Raw genomic sequence first — 23272 nt, forward strand, 5'->3', positions numbered from 1 at the left:
ATTACATAAAAACTAAGATAGTTTATGATAATTTTCGAAAAGGATTTTCGTTTTTATTTTATTTAGATTTGATAGGTCCATCCAACATGATATGCGAATCCTTGAAATACATTTCTCCCCGTTATTGTGTATGATGGCGCCACATATATTCCTGACTTTTTAGAAATTGGAAAGTGATATGTTCCACCTACTTTATGATAGTTAACACCAATTCGCTTAAAGTTTTGAGGTCTTGGTGTTCCGAGATAGTCAATTCCGCCAAAAGCATATTGAAAGTCATACCAAATATCAAAATAATTTTTAGTGCTTGCTTTCCCAAATTTGAACGTAAACGGAAAGCTATTTGGTACTTCTTCAAACTTAAACGAGAAACCACTTTGTACATTTGCAAACCAACCTGATTGTTTCTGGTAATGTAATAATGCTCGTGTTTCTAAGATTTTTGCTTGTTGTCCAATATCATTTAATCCGCCTAAATTGTAATCGCTTACATTGAAAGAAAAACCAGTAGCAAAGGAAAGTTCTAGCTTGTTTCCCTTAACTGTTCCTTCAATAGCTTTGTATTTTAGATAGAATTGTGCGTCTTGCAATCCGTTTTGATTGTTGCTTGATAAGTATGGTAATGAAGCTTGTATATTTAATCGATCACTAATACCATAAATTCCAAATAGAGAGATACTGTATAAATTTCGACTTAAGTCACTTTTTTCTTTTCCGATGAAATAGTTTTTAGAGTCTTCAAAACCAAAACCTGCTACAACAGTAATATTAGTTTTTTTGTTGTAAAAACCACTAATAGCACCTTGAGCATTTACATAGTAAGAATTTCCTATGATGATAATGAAACAAGCTATTTTTAAGAAACGTTTCCACATAAGCTAAAGTTTTCCTTTTAGTACGTAGAAATATACAAAACTTACTATCCTCTTATTAAAGGCATTGTACTACAACGTAATAAACCTTCTTGTTTTGCTATTTCTGCATACGGCACTTTTTCTACAGTAAATCCTTGAGCTTCTAGCCATGTATTTAGTCGCGTAAAGTTTTGTTCAGAAACGACAACTTCTGGTGAAATAGAGAACACATTACTATTCATGTTGTACATTTCTTCTTTGGTAATTTCGAAGATATTTTCTTTCCCAAAGAAATTTACCAACCATTCGTATTCATCTTCTACTAAGAAGCCATTTTTGTGTAAGATTGCTTTGTCTGTTCCTATTGGCTGAAAACAGCAATCTAAGTGCAATGCATTTTCTTTAGGTTCCGTGTTTGATTTACGTAATTCGAATGATTTTACTGTTTTGTTAGGAAATAATTCTTGCAATGCAATCACAGCATCAACATTTGTACGTGCTGTTATGTAGTCTGGATAATCTTCTCCTGAATAGGTTCCAATAAAAATATAATCGCCCCATGGCATTACATCACCACCTTCTACATGTACTTCTTCTGGAAGTGTAATTACGTTTTCTGGATTGACTTGATCAATTACATGCTGAATTGCTTCTATTTCACGATCGCGATCTGGTAGAATATTCGATTTGATGAATTTATCTTCAATGACAAAAGCAATATCTCTAGAAAATATTTGATTGTAATCTTGAATGATTTTTGGGCGGAATACTTTGACGTCATATTTTTCAAAAACAGCTGCAACAGCTTCCATTTCTGGCACCATATCTTTTTCTAGCGGATATGTTCCTGCCAACACATGTTGTTTTGATTTCGGATCATAGCAATCTTCTGCTTTTGGAGTAGGTCCGCAGCTTTCTGCTGTTCCAAGAACAACTGCTTTTAATCGAGATGTTTCATCATTTACGTAAAGTTCTAGCATGTAATTCGGGGTATATAGTAAAAAAGCTTCATAGGTTTTAAACCCATGAAGCTTTTCAGTGTTATTTTTTATATTATCTATCAGAGATTGATTTGAATTCTCTGTGGTTTTCTCCAATATAAACTTGTCTTGGACGACCAATTGGTTCTTTGCGTAAGCGCATTTCTCTCCATTGAGCAATCCAACCTGGTAAACGTCCTAATGCGAACATTACTGTAAACATTTCTGTTGGAATTCCCATAGCTCTATAAATAATTCCAGAGTAGAAGTCTACGTTTGGATATAGTTTTCTATCTACAAAGTATGGATCTTGTAATGCTTCTTGCTCTAATCCTTTCGCAATGTCTAGGATTGGATCTTCTACACCTAAGTCTCCTAATACCTCATCGGCAGCAACCTTGATGATCGTAGCTCTTGGATCGAAGTTTTTGTAAACTCTGTGTCCGAATCCCATTAAACGGAAAGGATCGCTTTTATCTTTTGCTTTCGCCATGTATTTTTTAGTGTCTCCACCATCTTGACGAATACCTTCTAACATTTCTAATACAGCTTGGTTTGCTCCTCCATGTAATGGTCCCCAAAGTGCTGAGATTCCAGCAGCTAATGAAGCGAATAATCCAGCGTGAGAAGAACCTACAATACGTACTGTAGATGTAGAACAGTTTTGTTCATGATCTGCATGTAAGATTAATAGCTTATCTAACGCATTGACAACAATTGGATTAAGCTTGTATTCTTCATTTGGTTGCTTGAACATCATTTTTAATACATTCTCTACATATCCTAATGAAGCATCTCCATAATCTAATGGTAAACCTTGCTTCTTGCGCATTGTCCAAGCTACTAATACAGGAAACTTTCCTAATATTTTTACGATTGCTTTATACATATCTTCTTCTGAATCAACATTTACAGAAGATGGATTGAAAGCTGTTAAAGCATTTGTAAGCGATGCTAAAACACCCATTGGATGTGCGCTTTTTGGAAAAGCGTCTAATATTTTCTTTACGTCATCATCAACCACAGATTGTGCTTTGATGTCTTTGTGGAATTTTGCCAATTCGTCAGAAGTTGGTAATTCTCCAAAAATTAATAAGTAAGCAACTTCTAAAAAGTCTGCTTTTTCAGCTAAGTCTTCAATGGCATAACCTCTGTAACGAAGCACACCTTTTTCTCCATCTAAAAATGTAATTGCACTTTGGCAAGAACCTGTGTTTTTGTATCCTGGATCAATTGTGATAACTCCACCTGTGGAGCCTCTTAGTTTTTTGATATCAATAGCGATTTCATTTTCTGTTCCTTCGATTACTGGGAACTCATGTTTCTCTCCATTGACTTCTAACGTAGCTATATTATCTGACATATTTTCTATTAAGAATTTTTATTTTTTATCTGGTTTGCTAAATTACGAAATCTGTCGCGATTTATGAAAATACTTTACAAAGGATTTAACAATTAAGATATCATTAATATTTATGGCAAAAATAAATCATCTTAATATTTAAAATTGCAATACTTTCTCCTTTTGTCTTGTAGATTTTCAACATCTATATTTACAACATTATATAACTTTGAAAAGCAGACCAATAAAAAACCGTCTGTGTTTACTACAGACGGTTTTTCACTTGAGTTTATTTAATAAAATTTAGATTTCATTTACCAAACCTATTTTTAAACATTTACGATAAAAAAATATATTCTTGCTATGATGTTATTTTTCTATTCGTTACTAGGCAACTGCGCCAAGATTTGATACGTACTAAAGTTTAAGAAGTTTCCTGGATGCGCTAATATATTTTGTAAGATGAAAGGCGTATCAGGAGTTGTTCCTGTATATTGTGTATTACCATCCATATTAACATCATTGGCGTCATATCCAGAAACGGTAAAGGTTGGGAAGTTTAGGAAGTTTCCAACATCATTTAGTACTCTAGAAAGAATGGCTGGTGCATCTGGTGTTGTTCCTGAATACTGTACAAGATTATCTCCATTTACATTTCCTGCCCACATAGCCACGACATCTGCTGGCATTCCAAAATTGGTTTGCGCATTTGATCCAAATGTAAGCTCATTGTTTCTATTCGTAAAATCTATAACAGTCAACGTTGTATTAGATAAGGTTACTGCGCCATCTGACATGATTCCTAAGTGGTTTCTATGTTTAATGACGATGTAGTAATCGCCTGGCTCTTGATTGAAACTTACTGGAGTGTCTGTATCATTTCCTTGAGCATCTACAATATCTCCATCACGCTGTAATAGTGCTGATTTTGCGGCAACAATTTGAGATGGATTTGCGGAATCCCTAAGTTCTATCCAAACCCAATCAACTATTGTATTTGGTCCTGTTCCCATAAACACATCGTTATTTGCTCCAATTCCATCTTCGTATGGACTGCTTGTAGAAGAAACATAATTATTATCTTTTAAGTCAGTTCTCATCATACCATCAGGAGTGTTGAGCATTGCTCCTTGCAAGTACACTTTTGCTGCTACTTGAATTGGATTTCCACAAAATTCACTGAAACTAGTTGACGATTCAATAAGTGTCCAATTGGTTGTACTATAAGCAGCGTCATCAACTTGTACACAAGATAAGTCTACATTCCCTAATGTGATGAATGTTGTTACATTTGTGTTATTACCGTTTTTCATGTTTAAAGCAACCATAGCACTGTTATCTGCGATCAAACTTGTAAGATTGGTATTATTACTTAAATCAACTTCACCTAAAAAGTTTAATCCACAGTTTAAAATTTCTAATGCTGCAAAGTCTTCAATTCCTGTTAGATCAAAAATACTTAGATTACGAATATTTAGGTCATTTACCGTATTGATGTTTGCTGTAGTTACATAATCATCTAAGGTTGTATCATATCCTAAATCTATCAAGGCTTGCTCAAAGTTATTATCAGGCACATAGGTTTGCCCTGGAATTGAGTTTGTAGATACACATACATCAAAAGTTACATTTGCATTTGGTTCATATGAAAACGCTTGTATGTAATATGTATTACCAATCGTTAATCCTGTTGCTTGTCCTTCAAAGTTGTCTGTACAGTAAATAGTTTCTGTGATATTACCACAGTTATATGTTTCTGCATCGATTACTGCATGTCGTAACAAGAAATTTTGAGGTCCTACTATATTTTGGAATTTGATATTGTGACTTGTTTCTGTAGCAACAAAACTGAACCATACATCAGATAAGCCTGTTCCTTCTCCAAAACAAGAGAACTCCACTGAGTTTGTAGCTAAGTTCATCGTTCCAGAGATTGTGTTATTACAAGTTGCATCACTCATTGGCACTGAGATAGCATTTTCACAATTATCGTTGGCAGGAAAGCCACAATCTAAACTGAAGTTTATTCCTGAATCTACACTTGTCCAATTGGCAGTACTATATGCTACGTCATCTACTTGTACGCAGGCTAAGTTTGGTGTATCTGTAACTAAAAACAACGTTACGTTTGTATTGTTTCCGTTTTGCATGTTGAGACCAATCAATGATGGAGTGTTTCTAATAGATATCCATTCAAATACTGGGTTTTGTGAAACATCAATAGTTGTCACTAAACTTTGCGCTACACTTAGTGTTTTTAATGCTGCATTTGCTGTGACATCAATTTCAGTTACTGGACAATTGACAAATGATAAACTTTCTAGAGCTAGATTGTTTGACACGTCTATTTCTGAAACTTGCGTAAAGCTTACGTTTAATGTTCTTAGGTTTGTATTGTTAGTAACATCAATACTTGGTATTTGTGGGTTACTAAAAACACCTAATTCTTCTAGCATTAAATTTTGAGATACATCGATTGCAGATAATTGATTGTTTGAAAAATATGCACGAGTTAATGCTGGATTTTGTGTTAAATCGACCACAGTTAATGAATTGTTTGTAGCGGACACATACGTCAATAATGGATTTAGAGTAATATCTAATTCTGCAAGACCGTTACCTCCTAATCCAATAATTCTTAATGCTGGATTTTGTGTTACATCTATTGATGAAAGCGAATTGTTTTCCACTAACAACGTTTGTAATACAGAGTTTTGCGTTACATCTAATGATGTCAAAGAATTTCCTGCTAAGTATAGTGTTTCTAAGAGCGGATTTTGACTCACGTCTATTGAAGTCATTGTATTATTTTCAGCAAATAATGCATTTAACAAAGAATTCTGAGTTAAGTTTACAGTTGTAGAGATATTATTATTATCTATAAATAATTGTTCTAGTGCTGCAAATGCTTCAATTCCTGTAAGATCGGCAATGTTTTTATTTATGACATCTAATGTGGTAACCGTATTTATATTTGCGGTTGTTACATAATCATCTAAAACAGTATCATACCCAAGATCGATGAGTGCTTGTTCAAAATTATTATCAGGCACATACGTAAGTCCTGGAATTGCATTTGTAGACACACATACATCAAACGTTTCTGTTGAGTTTACTACATCTGTATATACTTGAATGTAATAGGTATTTCCAATGATCAATCCAGTTGCTTGACCTTGTACATCGTCTGTACAATAAATGGCATCGGTAATGTTTCCACAATCGTAAGTTTGCGCATCAATTACTGCATGAAATACTCTTGAGCCTGCTCCTGAAGTGTTTAATGTTTGAATATTATGTGTTGTTTCCGTAGCAACGAAACTAAACCAAACATCTGAAAAATCTGTACTTCCAAAACAGTTGTACGCATTCGAGTTTGTAGATTGAGCTAATGTTCCTGAAACTGTAGTGTTGCATGTACCATTACTTATTGGTACTGAAATTGCTTGAAAACATGCATCATTTTCAAGAAAACCACAATCTGTACTAAAGTTTGTTCCTGCATCTACGTCTGTCCAGCTTGCAGTACTGTATGCTACGTTATCAACCTGTACACATGCTAAATTTGGTGTGTTTCTTGTGAAGAAGAATCTAAAGTTTGTATTGTTTCCGTTTTGAACGTTTATACCTGTTAGCGTACTTGTATTTTCTGCAAATAGAGCATCGAAAACAGGGTGATCAGATAGATCTATATTTGTTAATTGCGTTCCTGAAACACTCAAAAATTCTAATGCTAAATTTGAGCTTATGTCTAATACTGATATTGGACAATTTGCTATAAATAAATTTGTTAGACTCGTATTATTCGAAAGATTTAAAGTGGATATTTGTGTATCACTTATAGATAATTGTACCAAACTTGTATTGTTTGATACATTTACGCTGGATATTTGTGTATTTCCAGGAACCGTTAAATCTTCCAAAGCTATGTTTTGCATAACATTGATAGCCGTAAGTTGATTTTGCTGAAAGTTCACTTTTTCCAATGCTGTATTTTGCGAAAGATCTACGGCAGTCAAATTATTATTTCCTGCATTTACAATTTTTAATGCTAAATTTTGCGTGATGTCTAAAGTTGAAAGTGAATTATTTTGAACACTTAAGTCTTCCAATGCACTATTTTGTGTTATATCAATGTTTGTCAGTTGATTATCAAAAGCAAATAAGGTTTTTAATGCTGCAAAATCTTCAATTCCAACGATGTTTGTAATGTTTCTGTTTGATACATCTAAAAATTCAACTGTGTTAATATTAGCTGTCGTTACAAAGTTGTCCAATACACTATCGTATCCTAAGTCAATTAAAGCTTGCTCAAAATTATCATTTGGCACATAGGTTTGTCCTGGAGGTGGCGCTAGTATATGCTCTTTTAAACAGAATGAAACATCTCTATATGAATCTTCTACATTTGATGAAGCATTCCCATTGGTAATTTCAAATACCCAATCATATATTTGAATGATTAATTCGTCTCCAACTTGCCAACCACTTAAAACAGTATCATCAGGAGCAATAGTATCTGCACATGTAATTTCGTTTCCGGCTGTATCTCGTATAATGATTCCTGGATTTTCTGTAAGACCAGACCAGAGTAATGCATTTGTAGTTGCTGTCCATGAAAAGAATTGATCGTATCCTGTATTTACAGTATTACAAGATCCGTCAAGTCCACTATCTGTAGTTCCATCAGCGCTAAAAAAGAGTGTAGTTCCATTACAATCGTTTCCTAAACCAATAGGAACAATTGGAGTTGCTCCAGTAATTAAATTATTTACCGGAGTATTGTATTCTCTTAAGCAAAATGAGATAGAATCATAGTGATAGTTTTCATAGTTAAATATTTGAATAATTAAATCTTCTCCTATTTGCCAACCACTAAGTTTTACGGGATCTCCCATGTTTCTTACAATACATCCATATTCAACACCTGAAGTACTACGTACCGCTATACCCAAGTTGTCTGGATTTTGTCCCCAAAGTAAACCTCCAGAAGTCGCTGTCCATGTAAAAAATTGATCTACTCCTGTATCTTCACCTATACAATTCGTATCTATACCACTATCGGTTGTTGTGTAGGTATCTGTATTAAAAGAGATGGTTTGATTGTTACTCGTTGTTGTACATGCACTTCCGGCTGCGCCTGGAGTAATAGGTATTGCTCCTGCAATAGTATCATTAGGCGGTGAGACAATTGTTTTTTCTTCTAAACAGAAAATTGCATCTGCAGTTCCTGTTTGTCCTTCACTTTTATATACTTGAATGATTAAATTGTCTCCAATATTCCACCCTGTAAAAATTGCAGAATAATTGTCTATTGCGCGAGTACAATCAATAACATCGTATGGAGCGTTTGCATTTCTGATAATCATTCCTGAACGTCCTGAAAAAGAAGGTGTATTAAATTGCAAACCATTTGTTGTTGCTGTCCATGTAAAGAATTGATCTATACCTTCAAAGTCTCCAAGCACACAGCCACTCATACCACTATCTGTTGTATTAGTATTTGTAAAATCTAGATTGAAAGTATAATTCCCACCATCACAACCAGTTCCTTCAGGTGATGGCGTGATTGGAATTGCTAACGCAATTGTATTTGGCGTAGGTGAATTTTCTTCGCAGGTAACGGTTAAATCAACAAGTCCAATACTTGTCGAATTGTACCCAGTAACTGTAATGTAATATGTTGTAGTCCCATCTGATTCAAAAGTGCCGTACGACCGAAATCCAGAACCGCATTGATCGGCATTGTCATCATTGGCAGCAACTAAACTTAAATTTCCAGAAGTTCCTGTGTATACTAAATACGAAGTATCATATCCAGAAGCACATAAATCTAAGGTTACTGTTTCTGGAGTTCCGGAACCTGTATACGTATACCAAATATTTGGCGCATCTAAATCAACTGCTGGACTAACAGAGTCGGGCGCATTGTCTTCGTCTAAGGTTGCTTCTGCTGTACTTGATGTATAATTACCACCACAGGCAATAGGAATAGCATCTGCAAAGTTATCGTTTGCTGGTGGCGGAAGTTCAGTAGTTGCCAATGTAATATTGGTAATCATTAACAAGGCTAATAGTAATTTTAGTTTCATATATTCTATTTAGTTGAAAATATTTTAAGCACGTTGTATAATATTATATATCCATTTTTAGTCTTCGTAACCTAAAAAGTTATATTCTTTTCAAGAAATATCTTTAGAAAAACAGCTTGTCTTAACATGCTTTTTGCCCCTAAAGTATTCGTAGAGGTTTATACCTCCAAGTATTATTATTTTTAAAAAAGTGGCGTATTGAGCAAATTGCAGATTGGGGAGAATTTGCTTTTGCGAATGTAGGTAAATGGATTCTTTTTTTAAAGTTGAAAAAGACAAATTCATCGATATTTATAAATATCGATTGTTAAAATGATGAAAACGTCATTTCACTAACCATAAAATGACGCTTTTTGGATTTGAAGTATGTTTATCGAATGTTTATTTCTCTTGTAATGATATTGTTATTTATGTTTATTTTCAAGATATAAATACCTTCACTTAAAAATCCTGTTTTTATTTCTATACTATTTTGAGCGAATTGTTTATTGAGTTTTATGTCTATTTTTCTTCCGTTGATATCATATAATAATGCTTCTTTAAAGTTAGCATTTGCTTTCCATTGAATAGTAAAAACACCTTCATTTGGATTTGGAAATACCACAACATTTCTCGTCTCATTCAATTCATTTTCGCCTACACTTAGTATGAGTTCAGGATTGAAAAGTGCATTTAAATACCCATAAAACATCATCGTCTGAATTGTGTTTTGATGAATGGTAAATTCTGATTGTAAAAAATAGACTCTCGCATCAAGGTTCATTTCCATATATGGCCAATCTTCAATTGGTGGTGACATGATAAAGTTTTCCTGACTATCTAAGTGATGCGTGTATAATGGAATTCCTGGAATTGCATTTCCAGCATTGGTGAAAACGGCATCGTGCAATACTTCTCTAACATATCGTTCTGCACCAAATTCGTCTGCACGTGTTATGTATACTTTATTTTCAGGATTACCGCCTAACATCATATCATTACTAGAAAGCATTTTATTGAGTAATAGATTATCTTGTGTGTGATAGTATGATATAATTTGTGGCATTATTTGCGGCGTAGAAGCTGTTGTTCCTAAAATTGGAGGTTGGTATTGAGATTTTATGAAACGAATTGGTTTTAGATTAATATCATCTGTTCCCCAAACATCACTCCAATAGTTGATTGCTTGGATTTGTGTGTTTTGCAAATTGATCGCATCTACGTCAAAGTTTGTCCATTTGTTTTGTGGAATGACACTGAATATCCAGTTTGCTAGTGATTCATCATGAATTTGAAATTGATATAAAAATGTAGTTGCTGTTGTGACTATAGTATTGTTTTTGTAATAGTCTAAATATTCCTGTCCTCCTGTTAAACTATATAAAGCTGCCGCCGCCGTTAGTTTTAAGTCTTTTACTTTGCCTGCGTAGCTAATTCCTTGAAATAATTGTTCTAAATCTGCGGCTGTTGCGTTCGCAGTTGCCCAGTTGTATGCAGCAATTGCTTCATCTTGGTATAATTGTGCTTGATTGTTTGAATCGCCAGCAATGGTTAACGCTGCTGAGAAATTTGCAGCTGCAATCACATACACATAAGAAGCTGTTGGATCTTCCTTATACACATACCACATTTGCTCAGATGAAGAATCTCCAGAGCCATCATTGTACGATGGTCCATAATAACCGTCTGTTTCTTTTCCTCCACAAATTCCGCCAGTTGGTCCTTTGGTCCGTCTAAAAAAATCTAGTGTCCATTGTACTTCATCAAGTATGTCTGGAATACCATTATTATTTTCAGGAATGTTTAAATCGCCATCTTTAAAACCATTTGGCGCGAGTTGATATATGAAGCTTGCATAAATTGGTAAGTTTAAATGCTGAATGTATACGTCAAAATCACCTGCATCAAAATGTCCTCCACTTCCCCATGGAAAACTATCAGGAGAAGTCATCCAAGCTGCTGGATTTGTCGGGTTGATGAGTGAAGTTGCTTGTGTAGGCAATTGTACAAAACTTTCTTCATCACCATTTACATTGTCCATACGTCTGTAATTGGAATAGGTTATTTCAAATCCGTCAACGCCAGGCATGTGATCTACAGGTTTTATGAATGGTGCATATTCATTTCCTCTATCAAATCCGCTTCGTTGGTATAATAAACTATTGGACACAGTTTTGTATATATCATCGTATACTTTATTGGAGATTTTGAATGGAAATGAACTTCCAATTCCTTCTATGACTATTTTATATTCTTCTGTATCGTCTACGGGAATTGAGTTTCCTACTTCAGCGAATTCAAATTGCCACATTGGCGAGTTGTACCAGTATTTGGTAGCAAAGTCTTCCGAATAATCTGCTAATGTGTTTGGTGCTTTAAATTGTAATCCGTCAGCGCCAGTTCCTGTGTATATGATTTGATTGTCTGATGCGCGTACAACATGACAGGTTGTTCCTTCGAAACTTGTAAAATCTTCATGATGACTGTTTGCGATGTTGTTTTTCCCAAGCCATTGTGATACGTAAGCAAATTTTTCTGTAGCACTCGGAATCATTCCAACTTGATTGACATGAATACTTTCCGAGAAGTTTACAAATTCATTAAAAGTTAGATCGTATGAACTTAATTCTGTATTTATGTTTGTGACATTTACCGTATATGTTTTACCGTTTTCCATGGCATTAGGCAATCGGACGTAGACATAGTATTCTAGCAAAGCTACTTGTTCTTTTGCTTTAAAGAATGTTGCAGATGCTTGTTGTGGCGTTATGTAAAAAGCATCATCAGCACTTGTAATGGTAAAGTTTGAAGCTACGAGTGCTTGCGTTTCATCTATCTGTCCGTAGTACGTTGCATTTGGCGCACTGTAGAAATAAAACTCATCAAAATTAGAAAAGTCTTTTTCACCTTCGTCAAAGTGTAGTAATATAGTATTGTTACTTACTGGCGTGATGGAAATGAGTTGTTGCCCAAAAGCACTCATACAGAGTAAGCAACTCAGGAGGAAGTTAATTTTTTTCATGGCAAAAGGTGGTTTAGTATACTTTAAATATACTAAATGTTTAACTTATTAACAAAAACATTAAACAAAATTAATTTCTTGGTCCTGAATAAGTTATTCTATCGATTCTAGCTTTTTGATGAATGATTCAACTAACAGCCTAAATTCACGTAATTTCACAGGTAATTCTTCTGTTTCTTTAATGTATGAATCAATGATTATATTCGTTTTTTGTTCTCCGTCAAATACCTCTATGATAAGGTTGTCTTGAAGTTTACTTCCAAAATTATCTCCATATTTTTTTATTTTTTTGCTAAGTATGATACGAGGAACGTTATGAAGTAATTCTTCTACTAGCTGGTATTTTTCATTGGATGCTTTGTAACCATGAAACTTGTATTCTTTTCCAAAATCGTGTTTTGTATGCCATGTTTCACTTTTGTCAATATACAATTCATCTTTTGTAAGTTTATAAATAGTATATTTTTTACGACTGTAGTCATCCGTACGATAAAGTCCAAAAACGATATACTCTAGTGTTTTTAGATATGTGTGGTACGTTATAAACCAAGCCATTTTGAAGTAAGGTTTACGAAGTATATTCTAAAACAGTTGGTTGTGGTAAGAAGAGTTCAATCAAAAATACGAGACTGTCTCTTGAAATGATTGTGATGGAGATAATGATTGTTGTGAGTAAAATCGCGACAGCTAAATTATTTTTCTTCAACTCTCCAACTTCGTCTACATGTTTTGTGAGCGCTTTTGCCAACATGAAGGAACTGAAGTGAATTAGTCCTGCCAATAAAAACCCTGCAAATAACGATAGTGAAGCATATTTTAAGATTTCTACAAATAGGTTTTCTTTTGCGTGAATTTTCAGCATTTCTATTGCACTTATGATTGATGGAATGATTCCACTAAGTAAGTATCCCGTACTAAAGATGATTCCTGAAAAGAAAACACTTAACGCAAGATTTGAATCATTTAGATTTTCTTCTTTTAGCTTAAATATTTTGATTAAGACTTTGTAAGAGATAAAGAATATGATGATTGCCAAAACTATAGATAGAATCATTTGACTTAAAGCTAGATAGAATACATCTGTTTTCATACGATTGTTTTTTTAGTTGACTAATACAAAATCCCAATACCTAAGTGTTGATACATCTTTTGGTAAATATCCTATTGGACATCCTTTTGCAGTAGTTTCTACGAAATAATATTTTTTTCTGTTGTATGTTTTATATTTTCCTCGTGATGGCACGCTGATTCCTAATACAGAATGCTTGTATTGATCACTGTTTAATATGGCTACATCATAGTTGAACTTTGCCAAAATGACAAAGAGTAGCACTGTACGCGAATCGCAGTCTCCTTTGAGATTTGCACTAAATTCTGCTGGCGCAAATATTCCAAGTCGAACATTTCCAACACATGGATAATCTTCTCTTCCTGTACAAGGTGTAGATTTTATATAATTGTATTTGATATTCTGAATACTTGTAATGATGAATTCTGCAAATTTTTTGCGACTCATCTTTTTTTCCTGTTGTATTTTACTGAATGATGCGTATAGATGATCTAGAAGGGGACGATCATGATCTGCCATGTGTTTGTAAAATCGTCCCCAAGTAAAGTTTTGAGTATATCGATATCCTTGACGATTGGTTTTTGATTTTTTTACACTGTTTTCTGCGACTTTGAAATTCATCCGATACCAATCGCCATCAAAATCTCTCCAACGTAGTTTGTTGACAATATATTTGATGGTATCATCACCATCAGTAGTTTCTACAACTTCTGTTTGAGATGAACCTTCATCATCGGTTATATCCTTTTCTCCTGTATATCCTGCATTTTGCACCAGAATTGTCATGATGATTGAGAAGAGTATAAAAACGGCAACAGTTCGTAAGAGATCGAATAATATATGCTTGAAGGCAGCTACATTTGATGTTGACTTACGACCTACTTTTTTCCAAAGATATCTCAAGACAAAGAATCCACTTATTGCCAATACAAGTAGTGACATTCCTTCTATTTCGACTTCAACACCTAAAAAGACAAGAATTAATATTAAAAAACCTGTAGCCAAGATTGCCAAACAACCCGAAAAGAATCGTTGAAAAGCAACTACGCAGCCATGTGGTTTTTTATGGTTTGTCATGAGATAAAGATACTATCTTTTTTGAATCTTGAAAATACGACGAATTGCTTATTTTTTACTTGTTATTTGGAAATTTCTAGAGAACATCTTTGAATTATATATTGCTGACTTACAACACATTATTACGGCAAAACCATAATTAACATATCATATTTTTCCATAACTTACTATAAATCAACACCTTTAAGATTATGAAGAAAAAGAATTTGAAGAGTTTATCGCTTCGTAAACAATCAGTAAGTAATTTAAATGAAGTATCTGGCGGAAATGTTTCCGTCGATATTACTGAAATCATTACAACTATCAATAAGATTACAAAGGTATTTTCATATTGCCCACATGTAAGCTGTAATGACTGCCAACCACAACGCACTCTAGATGATATTACTTGCGTACGAACGTATTGCAATGACTTAACTTGTCATACTTGCGTGTAAATAGAAAGAAGTTTTAATATAAAAATGCAGTTTAGAACATAGCCTAAACTGCATTTTTTATTCGTGAGATTTGTTGTTGTTTTAAATCTTGGTCAATTCTTTATTTTTGATTGCTTCTTCAATGTTTACAGATATGTATTCATAACTATTTTTCTCGACTTCATTGATTATAAATGTGTCAGCTACATTAATTTTAGTGTCTACCGCAAAAAAAGACTTAGTATTACAGTTATTAAAATTTTATTTTTCATCGTTGGAAAGTTTATTATTTAAATAATAATCAAAAAAAAACGAGTTCTGAAATGGAACTCGCTTTTTATATATACGCTTTGGAATATATTACTTTATTTTAAACGCTTTATCTTGTGGATAGTAAGCTACTTCACCTAATTCTTCTTCGATACGTAATAGTTGATTGTATTTTGCCATTCTGTCCGAACGAGAAGCTGAACCTGTTTTGATTTGTCCTGTGTTTAATGCAACTGCTAAATCAGCAATTGTATTGTCTTCCGTTTCTCCAGATCTATGTGACATTACAGAAGTGTAACCAGCATTGTGTGCCATGTTTACTGCCGCAATTGTTTCTGTCAATGTTCCGATTTGGTTTACTTTGATTAGAATTGAGTTTGCTGTGTTGTTTTCAATTCCTCTTGATAAACGTTCTACATTGGTTACAAATAAATCATCACCAACTAACTGTACTTTGTCTCCGATTTTTTCTGTTAGGTATTTCCAACCTTCCCAATCGTTTTCATCCATTCCATCTTCAATAGAGATGATTGGATATTTTGCTGCTAGTTCTGCTAAGTAATCAGCTTGCTCTTGAGACGTTCTTATACTTCCAGAATCTCCCTCGAATTTTTTATAATCGTACTTTCCATCTACATAAAATTCTGCGGCAGCGCAATCTAAAGCAATCATTACTTCATCACCAAGCTTGTAACCTGCATTAGCTACAGCTAGCGAAATTGTATCTAGTGCATCTTCCGTTCCGTCTAAAGTTGGAGCAAAACCACCTTCATCACCAACAGCCGTGCTTAAATCTCTGTCATGTAATACTTTTTTAAGGTTGTGGAAAATTTCAGTTCCAATTTGCATGGCATGTGTAAAGTTTTTAGCTTTTACTGGCATGACCATAAATTCTTGAAATGCGATTGGTGCGTCTGAATGTGAACCTCCATTAATGATATTCATCATTGGTACAGGAAGTGTGTTTGCAGAAACTCCACCAACATATCTGTATAATGGCATTCCTAGCTCATTTGCTGCTGCTTTTGCTGCTGCTAATGAAACTCCTAAGATTGCATTGGCTCCTAAGTTACCTTTGTTTGGCGTTCCGTCTAAATCGATCATTGCTTTGTCGATTTGATTTTGCTCAAATACAGAAATCCCCATGAGTTCTTCTGCAATAGTTGTATTTACATTTTGAACAGCTTTACTAACTCCTTTTCCCATGTAAGCATCTCCACCATCTCTTAGCTCTACTGCTTCATGTTCACCTGTTGATGCTCCTGATGGCACTGCAGCTCTTCCTAATATTCCATTTTCAGTAACTACATCTACTTCTACAGTTGGATTTCCTCTTGAATCTAATATTTGTCTTGCGTGAATGTTAATAATTCTGCTCATTTCTTTGTGTCTTTTTATTTTCTTTACTGGCTAATTTACAAAACTCTATGAAGTTTTATAAGCTTCACCGTTGCTTTTACGGATATGTTAGCGATGTGCTATTTTTGCTTATTTTTCTAAAATGCGAAAACGTTTTCCCCAAGAAATACCGCAACTATTTTTTATAGAATAGCACGATGTTTTCTGTGGATTTGAACGCATATGATAATGATTTGTTCATAAACGACTTATCTGCACTATAGTTTACAAGTGCTGCCGTGTTTGGAACTTTTAGTTTCCACGAACCTGAGTTAGTCAGTTTCCCTGGAATGATCATAGCAACTTGCCCATAGGATTGAGAAACATCTATAGCAATGGTAGCGTTTCCATTGTTTGCTGCTTCTTGCGCTTTATTTAGTGCTTCTTGATCACTTGCATTGCCAAGTTTTACCCAAGTATCTGATTTTTTTATGATGGGTTGAATGCTATCGTAAATTACGTAGTCGCCATCTTTATTTTTGAAATCATTAATTGCATAAAACTCTGATATCATCTTTGTAATACTGTTTCGACAATCATTTCTGTTTGTTGAATTTGCTTTACAGTTTTTGAAATAAGCAATTGTAGTAGCTAAGAATTGTTCTTTGTCTGTAGAAAGGTTTCCCGATTCAACCTTTGTTGTTTCTTTTTCCTTTGTGGTAGACGTTTTTTCTGGTTTTGTTTCGTTTTTACAAGAAACTATCAATCCAAGTACTGCGATAAGCAAGATGATTCTTTTCACACTTTTAAACTTTAGTTATTTATAATAAGCAATTTATAACATAGAGAACATTTCGATTGCATACATTCTCTATGTCTGTATATGTTTAGACCGTTTTTACTTTTTGAATGTTGTCGATGAATTGATCAAATAGATATTCTCCATCATGTGGTCCTGGACTTGCTTCTGGGTGATATTGTACAGAGAAGCAGTTTTTGTCTTTGATACGAATTCCTGCAACAGTATTATCGTTTAAGTGTACATGTGTGATTTCTACGTTAGCATTTGCTTCTGTTTCTTCTCTATTGATAGCAAAACCATGATTTTGAGATGTGATTTCACCTTTTCCAGTGAGCATATTTTTTACAGGATGATTGATTCCTCTGTGCCCATTGTGCATTTTGTATGTAGAGATTCCGTTGGCTAATGCAATTACTTGGTGTCCTAAACAGATTCCAAATAATGGTAAGTCGCGTTTTATTACTTCTTGTGCAACTTTGATAGCGTCTGCTAATGGTTCTGGATCTCCAGGTCCGTTTGATAAGAAGAAACCATCAGGATTCCATGCGTTCATTTCTTCAAATGTTGCATTGTATGGAAATACTTTGATACATGCATCGCGCTTTGCTAAGTTTCTAAGGATATTTTTCTTTACTCCGATATCTAAAGCTGCAATTTTGTGTGTTGCATTTTCATCTCCGTAAATGTATGGTTCTTTTGTTGATACTTTTGAAGCAAGTTCTAAACCTGCCATGCTTGGTACTTCTGCTAGTTTCGCTTTCAATTCTTCAACATTATCTACATCTGTAGAAATTACAGCATTCATAGCTCCATTGTCTCTAATATAACTTACCAATGCTCTCGTATCTACATCAGAGATGGCGAATAAGTTATTTTTATCTAAGAATTCTTTCAAAGAACTATCGGCAGCATCTCTTGAGAATTCATAACTGAAGTTTTTACAGATGAGACCTGCAATTTTTACTCCATCAGATTCCATTTCATCTTCTGCTGTTCCGTAGTTACCAATGTGAACATTTGCGGTTACCATTAATTGTCCGTAATACGACGGATCTGTAAAGATTTCTTGGTATCCTGTCATTCCAGTATTGAAGCATACTTCTCCGAAAGCAGTTCCTGATTCTCCAATTGCTTTTCCATAAAAGATAGTTCCATCTTCCAAAAGTAATATTGCTTTTTGTCGATTTTGGTATTTCATATTAGATATACAATTTATTTAGTTGTGTTTATATAGTTGTGTTTGTTTGTTTTGCAAAAATATGTCTGTTTCAGGTATAAAAAAAGGGATAAACTTAAAAAAGTTTATCCCTTTATATGTAATGAATGTATTTTCATTATTCTTCTTCGTTTGAAGCTTGAGTTTCAACTGGTGCAGGAGCTGCAGCTTTTTTACCACCTCTTCTACTACGTCTAGTTGATTTCGCTTTCTTCTCAGTAGTGTACGTTTCGTTGTAATCTACTAATTCGATTAATGCCATTTGAGCATTATCTCCAAGACGATTTCCTAATTTAATGATTCTTGTATAACCACCTGGTCTGTCAGCAACTTTTACAGCTACATCTCTGAATAATTCAGTAACAGCGTATTTGTTTCTTAGCTTGCTAAATACAATACGACGATTGTGTGTCGTGTCTTCTTTAGATTTTGTTACTAATGGCTCAACAAATTGCTTTAATGCTTTTGCTTTTGCAACAGTAGTATTAATACGTTTGTGTTCAATTAATGAACAAGCCATATTAGCTAACATTGCTTTTCTGTGAGCAGTTTTTCTACCTAAGTGGTTTACTTTTTTTCCGTGTCTCATGACATTTGTTTTTTACCTCTATCTTGCTACAACTCGTTTGAGGAGCAAATTACAAAGGAATTAATCTTTATCTAATTTATATTTTGATAAGTCCATTCCGAAACTTAATCCTTTAACGTTTACTAGTTCTTCTAGCTCAGTTAAAGATTTTTTACCAAAGTTTCTAAATTTCATTAAATCATTTTTATTGTAAGATACTAAGTCTCCTAAAGTATCTACTTCTGCAGCTTTTAAACAGTTTAATGCTCTTACAGAAAGGTCCATGTCTACTAATTTAGTTTTTAGTAACTGACGCATGTGTAATGATTCTTCATCATACGTTTCTGTTTGTGCAATTTCATCTGCTTCAAGAGTGATACGCTCATCAGAGAATAACATGAAGTGGTGAATTAATGTTTTTGCAGCTTCAGTTAAAGCTTCTTTAGGATGAATAGATCCATCAGTGATGATTTCAAAAACTAATTTTTCATAATCAGTTTTTTGTTCAACACGATAGTTTTCTATGCTGTATTTTACATTCTTTACAGGTGTGTATATAGAATCTGTAAAGATTGTTCCTAATGGAGCATTTGATTTTTTATTTTCTTCAGCAGGAACATACCCTCTACCTTTTTCGACAGTAATTTCCATGTTGATATTTACACTTGCATCCATGTTACAGATAACTAGATCTGGATTTAACACTTGGAAGCCAGAGATAAATTTTTGGAAATCACCAGCAGTAAGTTGTTCTTTACCTGAAACAGAAATAGAGATAGACTCATTGTCTATATCATCTATTTGACGCTTAAAACGTACTTGTTTTAAGTTCAAGATAATTTCTGTTACATCTTCTACAACACCAGAAATCGTTGAAAATTCGTGATCTACTTTGTCAATACGTACAGAAGTAATCGCAAAACCTTCCAATGATGATAGAAGTACTCTTCTTAATGCGTTCCCGATAGTTAGCCCATAACCAGGTTCTAAAGGACGAAATTCAAATTTGCCATCGAACTCAGATGAGTCAATCATGATAACTTTGTCGGGCTTTTGGAAGTTTAATAATGCCATATTAAGAATACTTTCTGATTTATTATTATTTAGAATATAATTCTACGATTAATTGCTCTTTAATGTTTTCAGGAATCTGAAGTCTTTCAGGAATAGAAACATACGTTCCTTCCTTCTTTTCTCCATTCCATGTAATCCACTCATATACGTGGCTAGCATTAGCTAGAGATCTTTCAATTACGTCAAGAGATTTTGATTTCTCTCTTACTCCAACAACATCACCTGCTTTAAGTGTGTAAGAAGGAATATTTACTTTTTCTCCGTTTACTGTAATATGACGGTGAGATACTAATTGTCTTGCTCCACTTCTTGTTGGAGAAATTCCCATTCTGTATACTACGTTGTCTAAACGAGACTCACATAATTGTAATAATACTTCACCGGTAATTCCTTTACTTCTGTTTGCTCTATCGAACAAGTTTCTGAACTGACGCTCAAGAATTCCGTATGTGTATTTTGCTTTTTGTTTTTCCATCAACTGGATTGCGTATTCAGATTTTTTTCCTCTACGTCTGTTGTTTCCGTGTTGACCTGGAGGATAATTTCTTTTTTCAAAAGATTTATCGTCTCCGAAAATTGCTTCTCCGAATTTACGAGCAATTTTAGTTTTTGGACCAGTATATCTTGCCATTTCTAATAGATATTATGAGAGTGATTATGAATTAAGGCTGTCCTTCGATAATCGTTAGTCTCTCAATGAAAATTAATTTAATTATACTCTTCTTCTTTTTGGAGGTCTACATCCATTGTGTGGTAATGGAGTAACATCAATAATTTCAGTTACTTCAATTCCTGCATTATGGATAGTTCTGATAGCAGATTCTCTACCGTTTCCAGGACCTTTTACATAAACTTTTACTTTACGTAATCCTGCTTCATGAGCTACTTTAGAAGCATCTTCTGCTGCAGTTTGCGCAGCATAAGGAGTGTTCTTTTTAGAACCTCTAAAGCCCATTTTACCAGCAGATGACCAAGAAATCACATCTCCTTTTTTGTTTGTAAGTGATATAATGATATTATTGAAAGATGCTGTTACGTGAGCTTCTCCAACAGATTCAACTATTACTTTACGTTTTTTTGTACTCTTGCTAGACTTTGCCATACTACAAAATATTATTTAGTTGCTTTTTTCTTGTTAGCAACAGTTTTTCTTCTACCTTTTCTTGTTCTAGAGTTGTTCTTAGTTCTTTGTCCTCTTAATGGAAGTCCAGATCTATGACGAATTCCTCTGTAACAACCGATATCCATTAAACGCTTGATGTTTAATTGAACTTCAGTACGTAATTCACCTTCAATTGTATAAGTTCCAACTGCTTCACGAATTCTTCCGATTTCGTCATCAGTCCAATCAGATACTTTAGTATCTTCACTTACTTTTGCTGTAGCTAATACTTCTTTAGCTCTACTTCTACCGACTCCAAAGATGTATGTTAATGAGATAACACCTCTTTTGTGTTTTGGAATGTCTACTCCTGCGATTCTTGCCATAACTATCCTTGTCTTTGTTTAAATCTAGGATTCTTTTTATTGATTACGTATAATCTCCCCTTACGACGCACAATTTTGCACTCGGGACTTCTCTTTTTTATTGATGCTCTTACTTTCATGATTTTTAGTATCTATAAGTAATTCTTGCTTTTGTTAAATCATACGGACTCATTTCTAGCTTCACCTTATCACCAGGTAATAATTTTATATAATGCATACGCATTTTTCCAGAAATATGAGCCGTTACGATGTGACCGTTTTCTAATTCTACACGGAACATAGCATTTGATAATGCTTCTATAATTGTTCCATCTTGTTCTATTGCAGCTTGTTTAGCCATAATTATGCAACTACTTTACGATTTTTACCAGTTTTCATTAAACCATCATAATGTCTATTCAACAAGTATGAGTTTATTTGTTGCATGGTATCTATGGCAACTCCTACCATAATTAGCAACGATGTTCCTCCAAAGAATAATGCCCAACCTTGTTGTATTCCTAAAATATTCCCAACAATAGCAGGGAAGATTGCGATCAATGCTAAGAAGATTGATCCAGGTAACGTGATTTGTGACATTATTTTGTCTAAGTATTCTCCAGTTTCTCCACCAGGGCGGATTCCTGGAATAAATCCTCCACTTCTTTTCAGATCATCTGCCATTTTATTAGTAGGCACTGTGATAGCTGTGTAGAAGTACGTAAATATGATGATTAAGAATGCGAATAAGACGTTATACCATAATCCAAATACATCAGCAAAGTTTGCTTGCATCCATTGCCCTACAGTTGAATCGGTTCCTAAACCTTTTCCAATTGCAGTTGGCACAAACATTAATGCTTGTGCAAAGATGATTGGCATTACTCCGGATGCATTTAATTTTAATGGAATAAATTGTCTTGCTCCAAAAATATTTTTTTCATATCCTCCAGTTGCTGTTCTTCTAGCGTATTGTACTGGTATTTGACGAACAGCCATTACCAACATAACGCTGGCTAAGATGATCGCTAACCATATTACAACCTCTATAAGAATAAGCATTGGCTTACCTGAATTTGAAAGGAATTCTTGTGCAAATGCTTGTGGCATGTATGCTATAATTCCAACCATGATTAGTAATGATATTCCATTACCAATACCTTTATCAGTAATTTTCTCTCCCAACCACATTGCAAATATTGTTCCTGTGACAAGGATGATTACAGAAGGAATGATAAAGTCTAATCCTTTTCCTATCGTAAATGCTTCAGGAGGAACTCCTAGTTGTCCTAATCCCCATAAATAGAATGGTGCTTGCACCAAACAGATAAGGATTGTTAACCATCTAGTGATTTGAGTGATTTTTTTACGACCACTTTCTCCTTCTTTTTGAAGTTTTTGTAGGTAAGGAATAGCGATTCCCATCAACTGAACTACAATAGAAGCAGATATATATGGCATAATTCCTAGTGCAAATACAGAAGCCTTAGCGAAAGCTCCTCCAGTAAACATGTTTAAAAGACCTCCAAGTCCATTTTCAAAATTACCAGCAAACGCATCGCCAAGTTTTGTATAGTCCATACCTGGAAGACTCACTTGCGCACCAAAACGATACACTAGTAAAAGTCCTAGAGTCACTAAAACTTTATTTTTTAGTTCTTCTATGTTCCAAATATTTTTTATTGTGTCTATAAAATTTTTCATGC

General features: G+C 34.2%; 20 protein-coding genes. 1 reads left to right on the top strand and 19 read right to left on the bottom strand.

Annotation, left to right across the window (positions count from 1 at the left end; translation table 11 throughout):
- Positions 1-62: 62 nt before the first annotated feature.
- The 8 genes from ACOQOS_RS09120 to ACOQOS_RS09155 form a co-directional block, all read right to left on the bottom strand.
- A complete protein-coding gene (locus tag ACOQOS_RS09120) occupies positions 63-875 on the bottom strand; it encodes a hypothetical protein (protein ID WP_420574665.1) in 813 nt (270 codons plus the stop codon).
- Positions 876-919: 44 nt separating this feature from the next.
- On the bottom strand, positions 920-1834 hold the full coding sequence (locus ACOQOS_RS09125; protein ID WP_420574666.1) for a dimethylarginine dimethylaminohydrolase family protein: 915 nt from the start codon (positions 1832-1834) through the stop codon (positions 920-922).
- A 73-nt stretch (positions 1835-1907) separates the two neighbouring features.
- The gene (locus tag ACOQOS_RS09130; RefSeq protein WP_420574667.1) at positions 1908-3197 is read right to left on the bottom strand and encodes a citrate synthase; all 1290 of its coding nucleotides are present in this window, start codon (positions 3195-3197) and stop codon (positions 1908-1910) included.
- Between the two features lie 356 nt (positions 3198-3553).
- Complete coding sequence (locus ACOQOS_RS09135; RefSeq protein ID WP_420574668.1) at positions 3554-9268, bottom strand: leucine-rich repeat domain-containing protein; 5715 nt, start codon at positions 9266-9268, stop codon at positions 3554-3556.
- Between the two features lie 370 nt (positions 9269-9638).
- Positions 9639-12269 (bottom strand): glycoside hydrolase family 9 protein, encoded by a 2631-nt coding sequence (locus ACOQOS_RS09140; RefSeq protein WP_420574669.1) that lies wholly within the window; start codon positions 12267-12269, stop codon positions 9639-9641.
- Between the two features lie 93 nt (positions 12270-12362).
- Complete coding sequence (locus ACOQOS_RS09145; protein WP_420574670.1) at positions 12363-12824, bottom strand: hypothetical protein; 462 nt, start codon at positions 12822-12824, stop codon at positions 12363-12365.
- 13 nt (positions 12825-12837) lie between these two features.
- Positions 12838-13359, bottom strand: coding sequence for a hypothetical protein (locus tag ACOQOS_RS09150; RefSeq protein WP_420574671.1), 522 nt, complete (start codon positions 13357-13359; stop codon positions 12838-12840).
- A gap of 12 nt (positions 13360-13371) precedes the next feature.
- On the bottom strand, positions 13372-14415 hold the full coding sequence (locus ACOQOS_RS09155) for a hypothetical protein (RefSeq protein WP_420574672.1): 1044 nt from the start codon (positions 14413-14415) through the stop codon (positions 13372-13374).
- A gap of 191 nt (positions 14416-14606) precedes the next feature.
- Between ACOQOS_RS09155 and ACOQOS_RS09160 the strand changes: the two genes are divergently transcribed.
- Entirely contained in the window at positions 14607-14852 is a 246-nt protein-coding gene (locus tag ACOQOS_RS09160) for a hypothetical protein (RefSeq protein ID WP_420574673.1), read from the top strand.
- Between the two features lie 339 nt (positions 14853-15191).
- Here the strand turns inward: ACOQOS_RS09160 and eno are convergent, their stop codons facing one another.
- From eno to secY, 11 genes are all read right to left on the bottom strand, one after another.
- Positions 15192-16481, bottom strand: a complete 1290-nt coding sequence (gene eno, locus ACOQOS_RS09165; RefSeq protein ID WP_420574674.1) for a phosphopyruvate hydratase — start codon at positions 16479-16481, stop codon at positions 15192-15194.
- A 154-nt stretch (positions 16482-16635) separates the two neighbouring features.
- Positions 16636-17241, bottom strand: coding sequence for a hypothetical protein (locus ACOQOS_RS09170; RefSeq protein ID WP_420574675.1), 606 nt, complete (start codon positions 17239-17241; stop codon positions 16636-16638).
- A gap of 85 nt (positions 17242-17326) precedes the next feature.
- Positions 17327-18439 carry a glutamine-hydrolyzing carbamoyl-phosphate synthase small subunit gene (carA, locus tag ACOQOS_RS09175; protein WP_420574676.1) on the bottom strand — a complete coding sequence of 371 codons (1113 nt, stop codon included), beginning with the start codon at positions 18437-18439 and terminating at the stop codon, positions 17327-17329.
- 136 nt (positions 18440-18575) lie between these two features.
- Positions 18576-19046: a 50S ribosomal protein L17 gene (gene rplQ / locus ACOQOS_RS09180; protein WP_420574677.1), complete on the bottom strand. Its 471-nt coding sequence runs from the start codon at positions 19044-19046 to the stop codon at positions 18576-18578.
- Between the two features lie 60 nt (positions 19047-19106).
- Positions 19107-20099 (bottom strand): DNA-directed RNA polymerase subunit alpha, encoded by a 993-nt coding sequence (locus ACOQOS_RS09185; protein ID WP_420574678.1) that lies wholly within the window; start codon positions 20097-20099, stop codon positions 19107-19109.
- 25 nt (positions 20100-20124) lie between these two features.
- A complete protein-coding gene (gene rpsD, locus ACOQOS_RS09190) occupies positions 20125-20730 on the bottom strand; it encodes a 30S ribosomal protein S4 (RefSeq protein ID WP_420574679.1) in 606 nt (201 codons plus the stop codon).
- Positions 20731-20811: 81 nt separating this feature from the next.
- A complete protein-coding gene (gene rpsK / locus ACOQOS_RS09195; protein WP_108115112.1) occupies positions 20812-21201 on the bottom strand; it encodes a 30S ribosomal protein S11 in 390 nt (129 codons plus the stop codon).
- An 11-nt stretch (positions 21202-21212) separates the two neighbouring features.
- Positions 21213-21587 carry a 30S ribosomal protein S13 gene (gene rpsM / locus ACOQOS_RS09200; protein ID WP_420574680.1) on the bottom strand — a complete coding sequence of 125 codons (375 nt, stop codon included), beginning with the start codon at positions 21585-21587 and terminating at the stop codon, positions 21213-21215.
- 2 nt (positions 21588-21589) lie between these two features.
- Positions 21590-21706, bottom strand: coding sequence for a type B 50S ribosomal protein L36 (gene ykgO / locus ACOQOS_RS09205; protein WP_007094966.1), 117 nt, complete (start codon positions 21704-21706; stop codon positions 21590-21592).
- Positions 21707-21711: 5 nt separating this feature from the next.
- On the bottom strand, positions 21712-21927 hold the full coding sequence (gene infA / locus ACOQOS_RS09210; RefSeq protein WP_007094967.1) for a translation initiation factor IF-1: 216 nt from the start codon (positions 21925-21927) through the stop codon (positions 21712-21714).
- A 2-nt stretch (positions 21928-21929) separates the two neighbouring features.
- Entirely contained in the window at positions 21930-23270 is a 1341-nt protein-coding gene (secY, locus tag ACOQOS_RS09215) for a preprotein translocase subunit SecY (protein ID WP_420574681.1), read from the bottom strand.
- Between the last annotated feature and the right edge of the window lie 2 nt (positions 23271-23272).

The sequence above is a fragment of the Kordia sp. genome (assembly GCF_965224175.1).
In the GTDB taxonomy this organism is placed as follows: Bacteria; Bacteroidota; Bacteroidia; order Flavobacteriales; family Flavobacteriaceae; genus Kordia.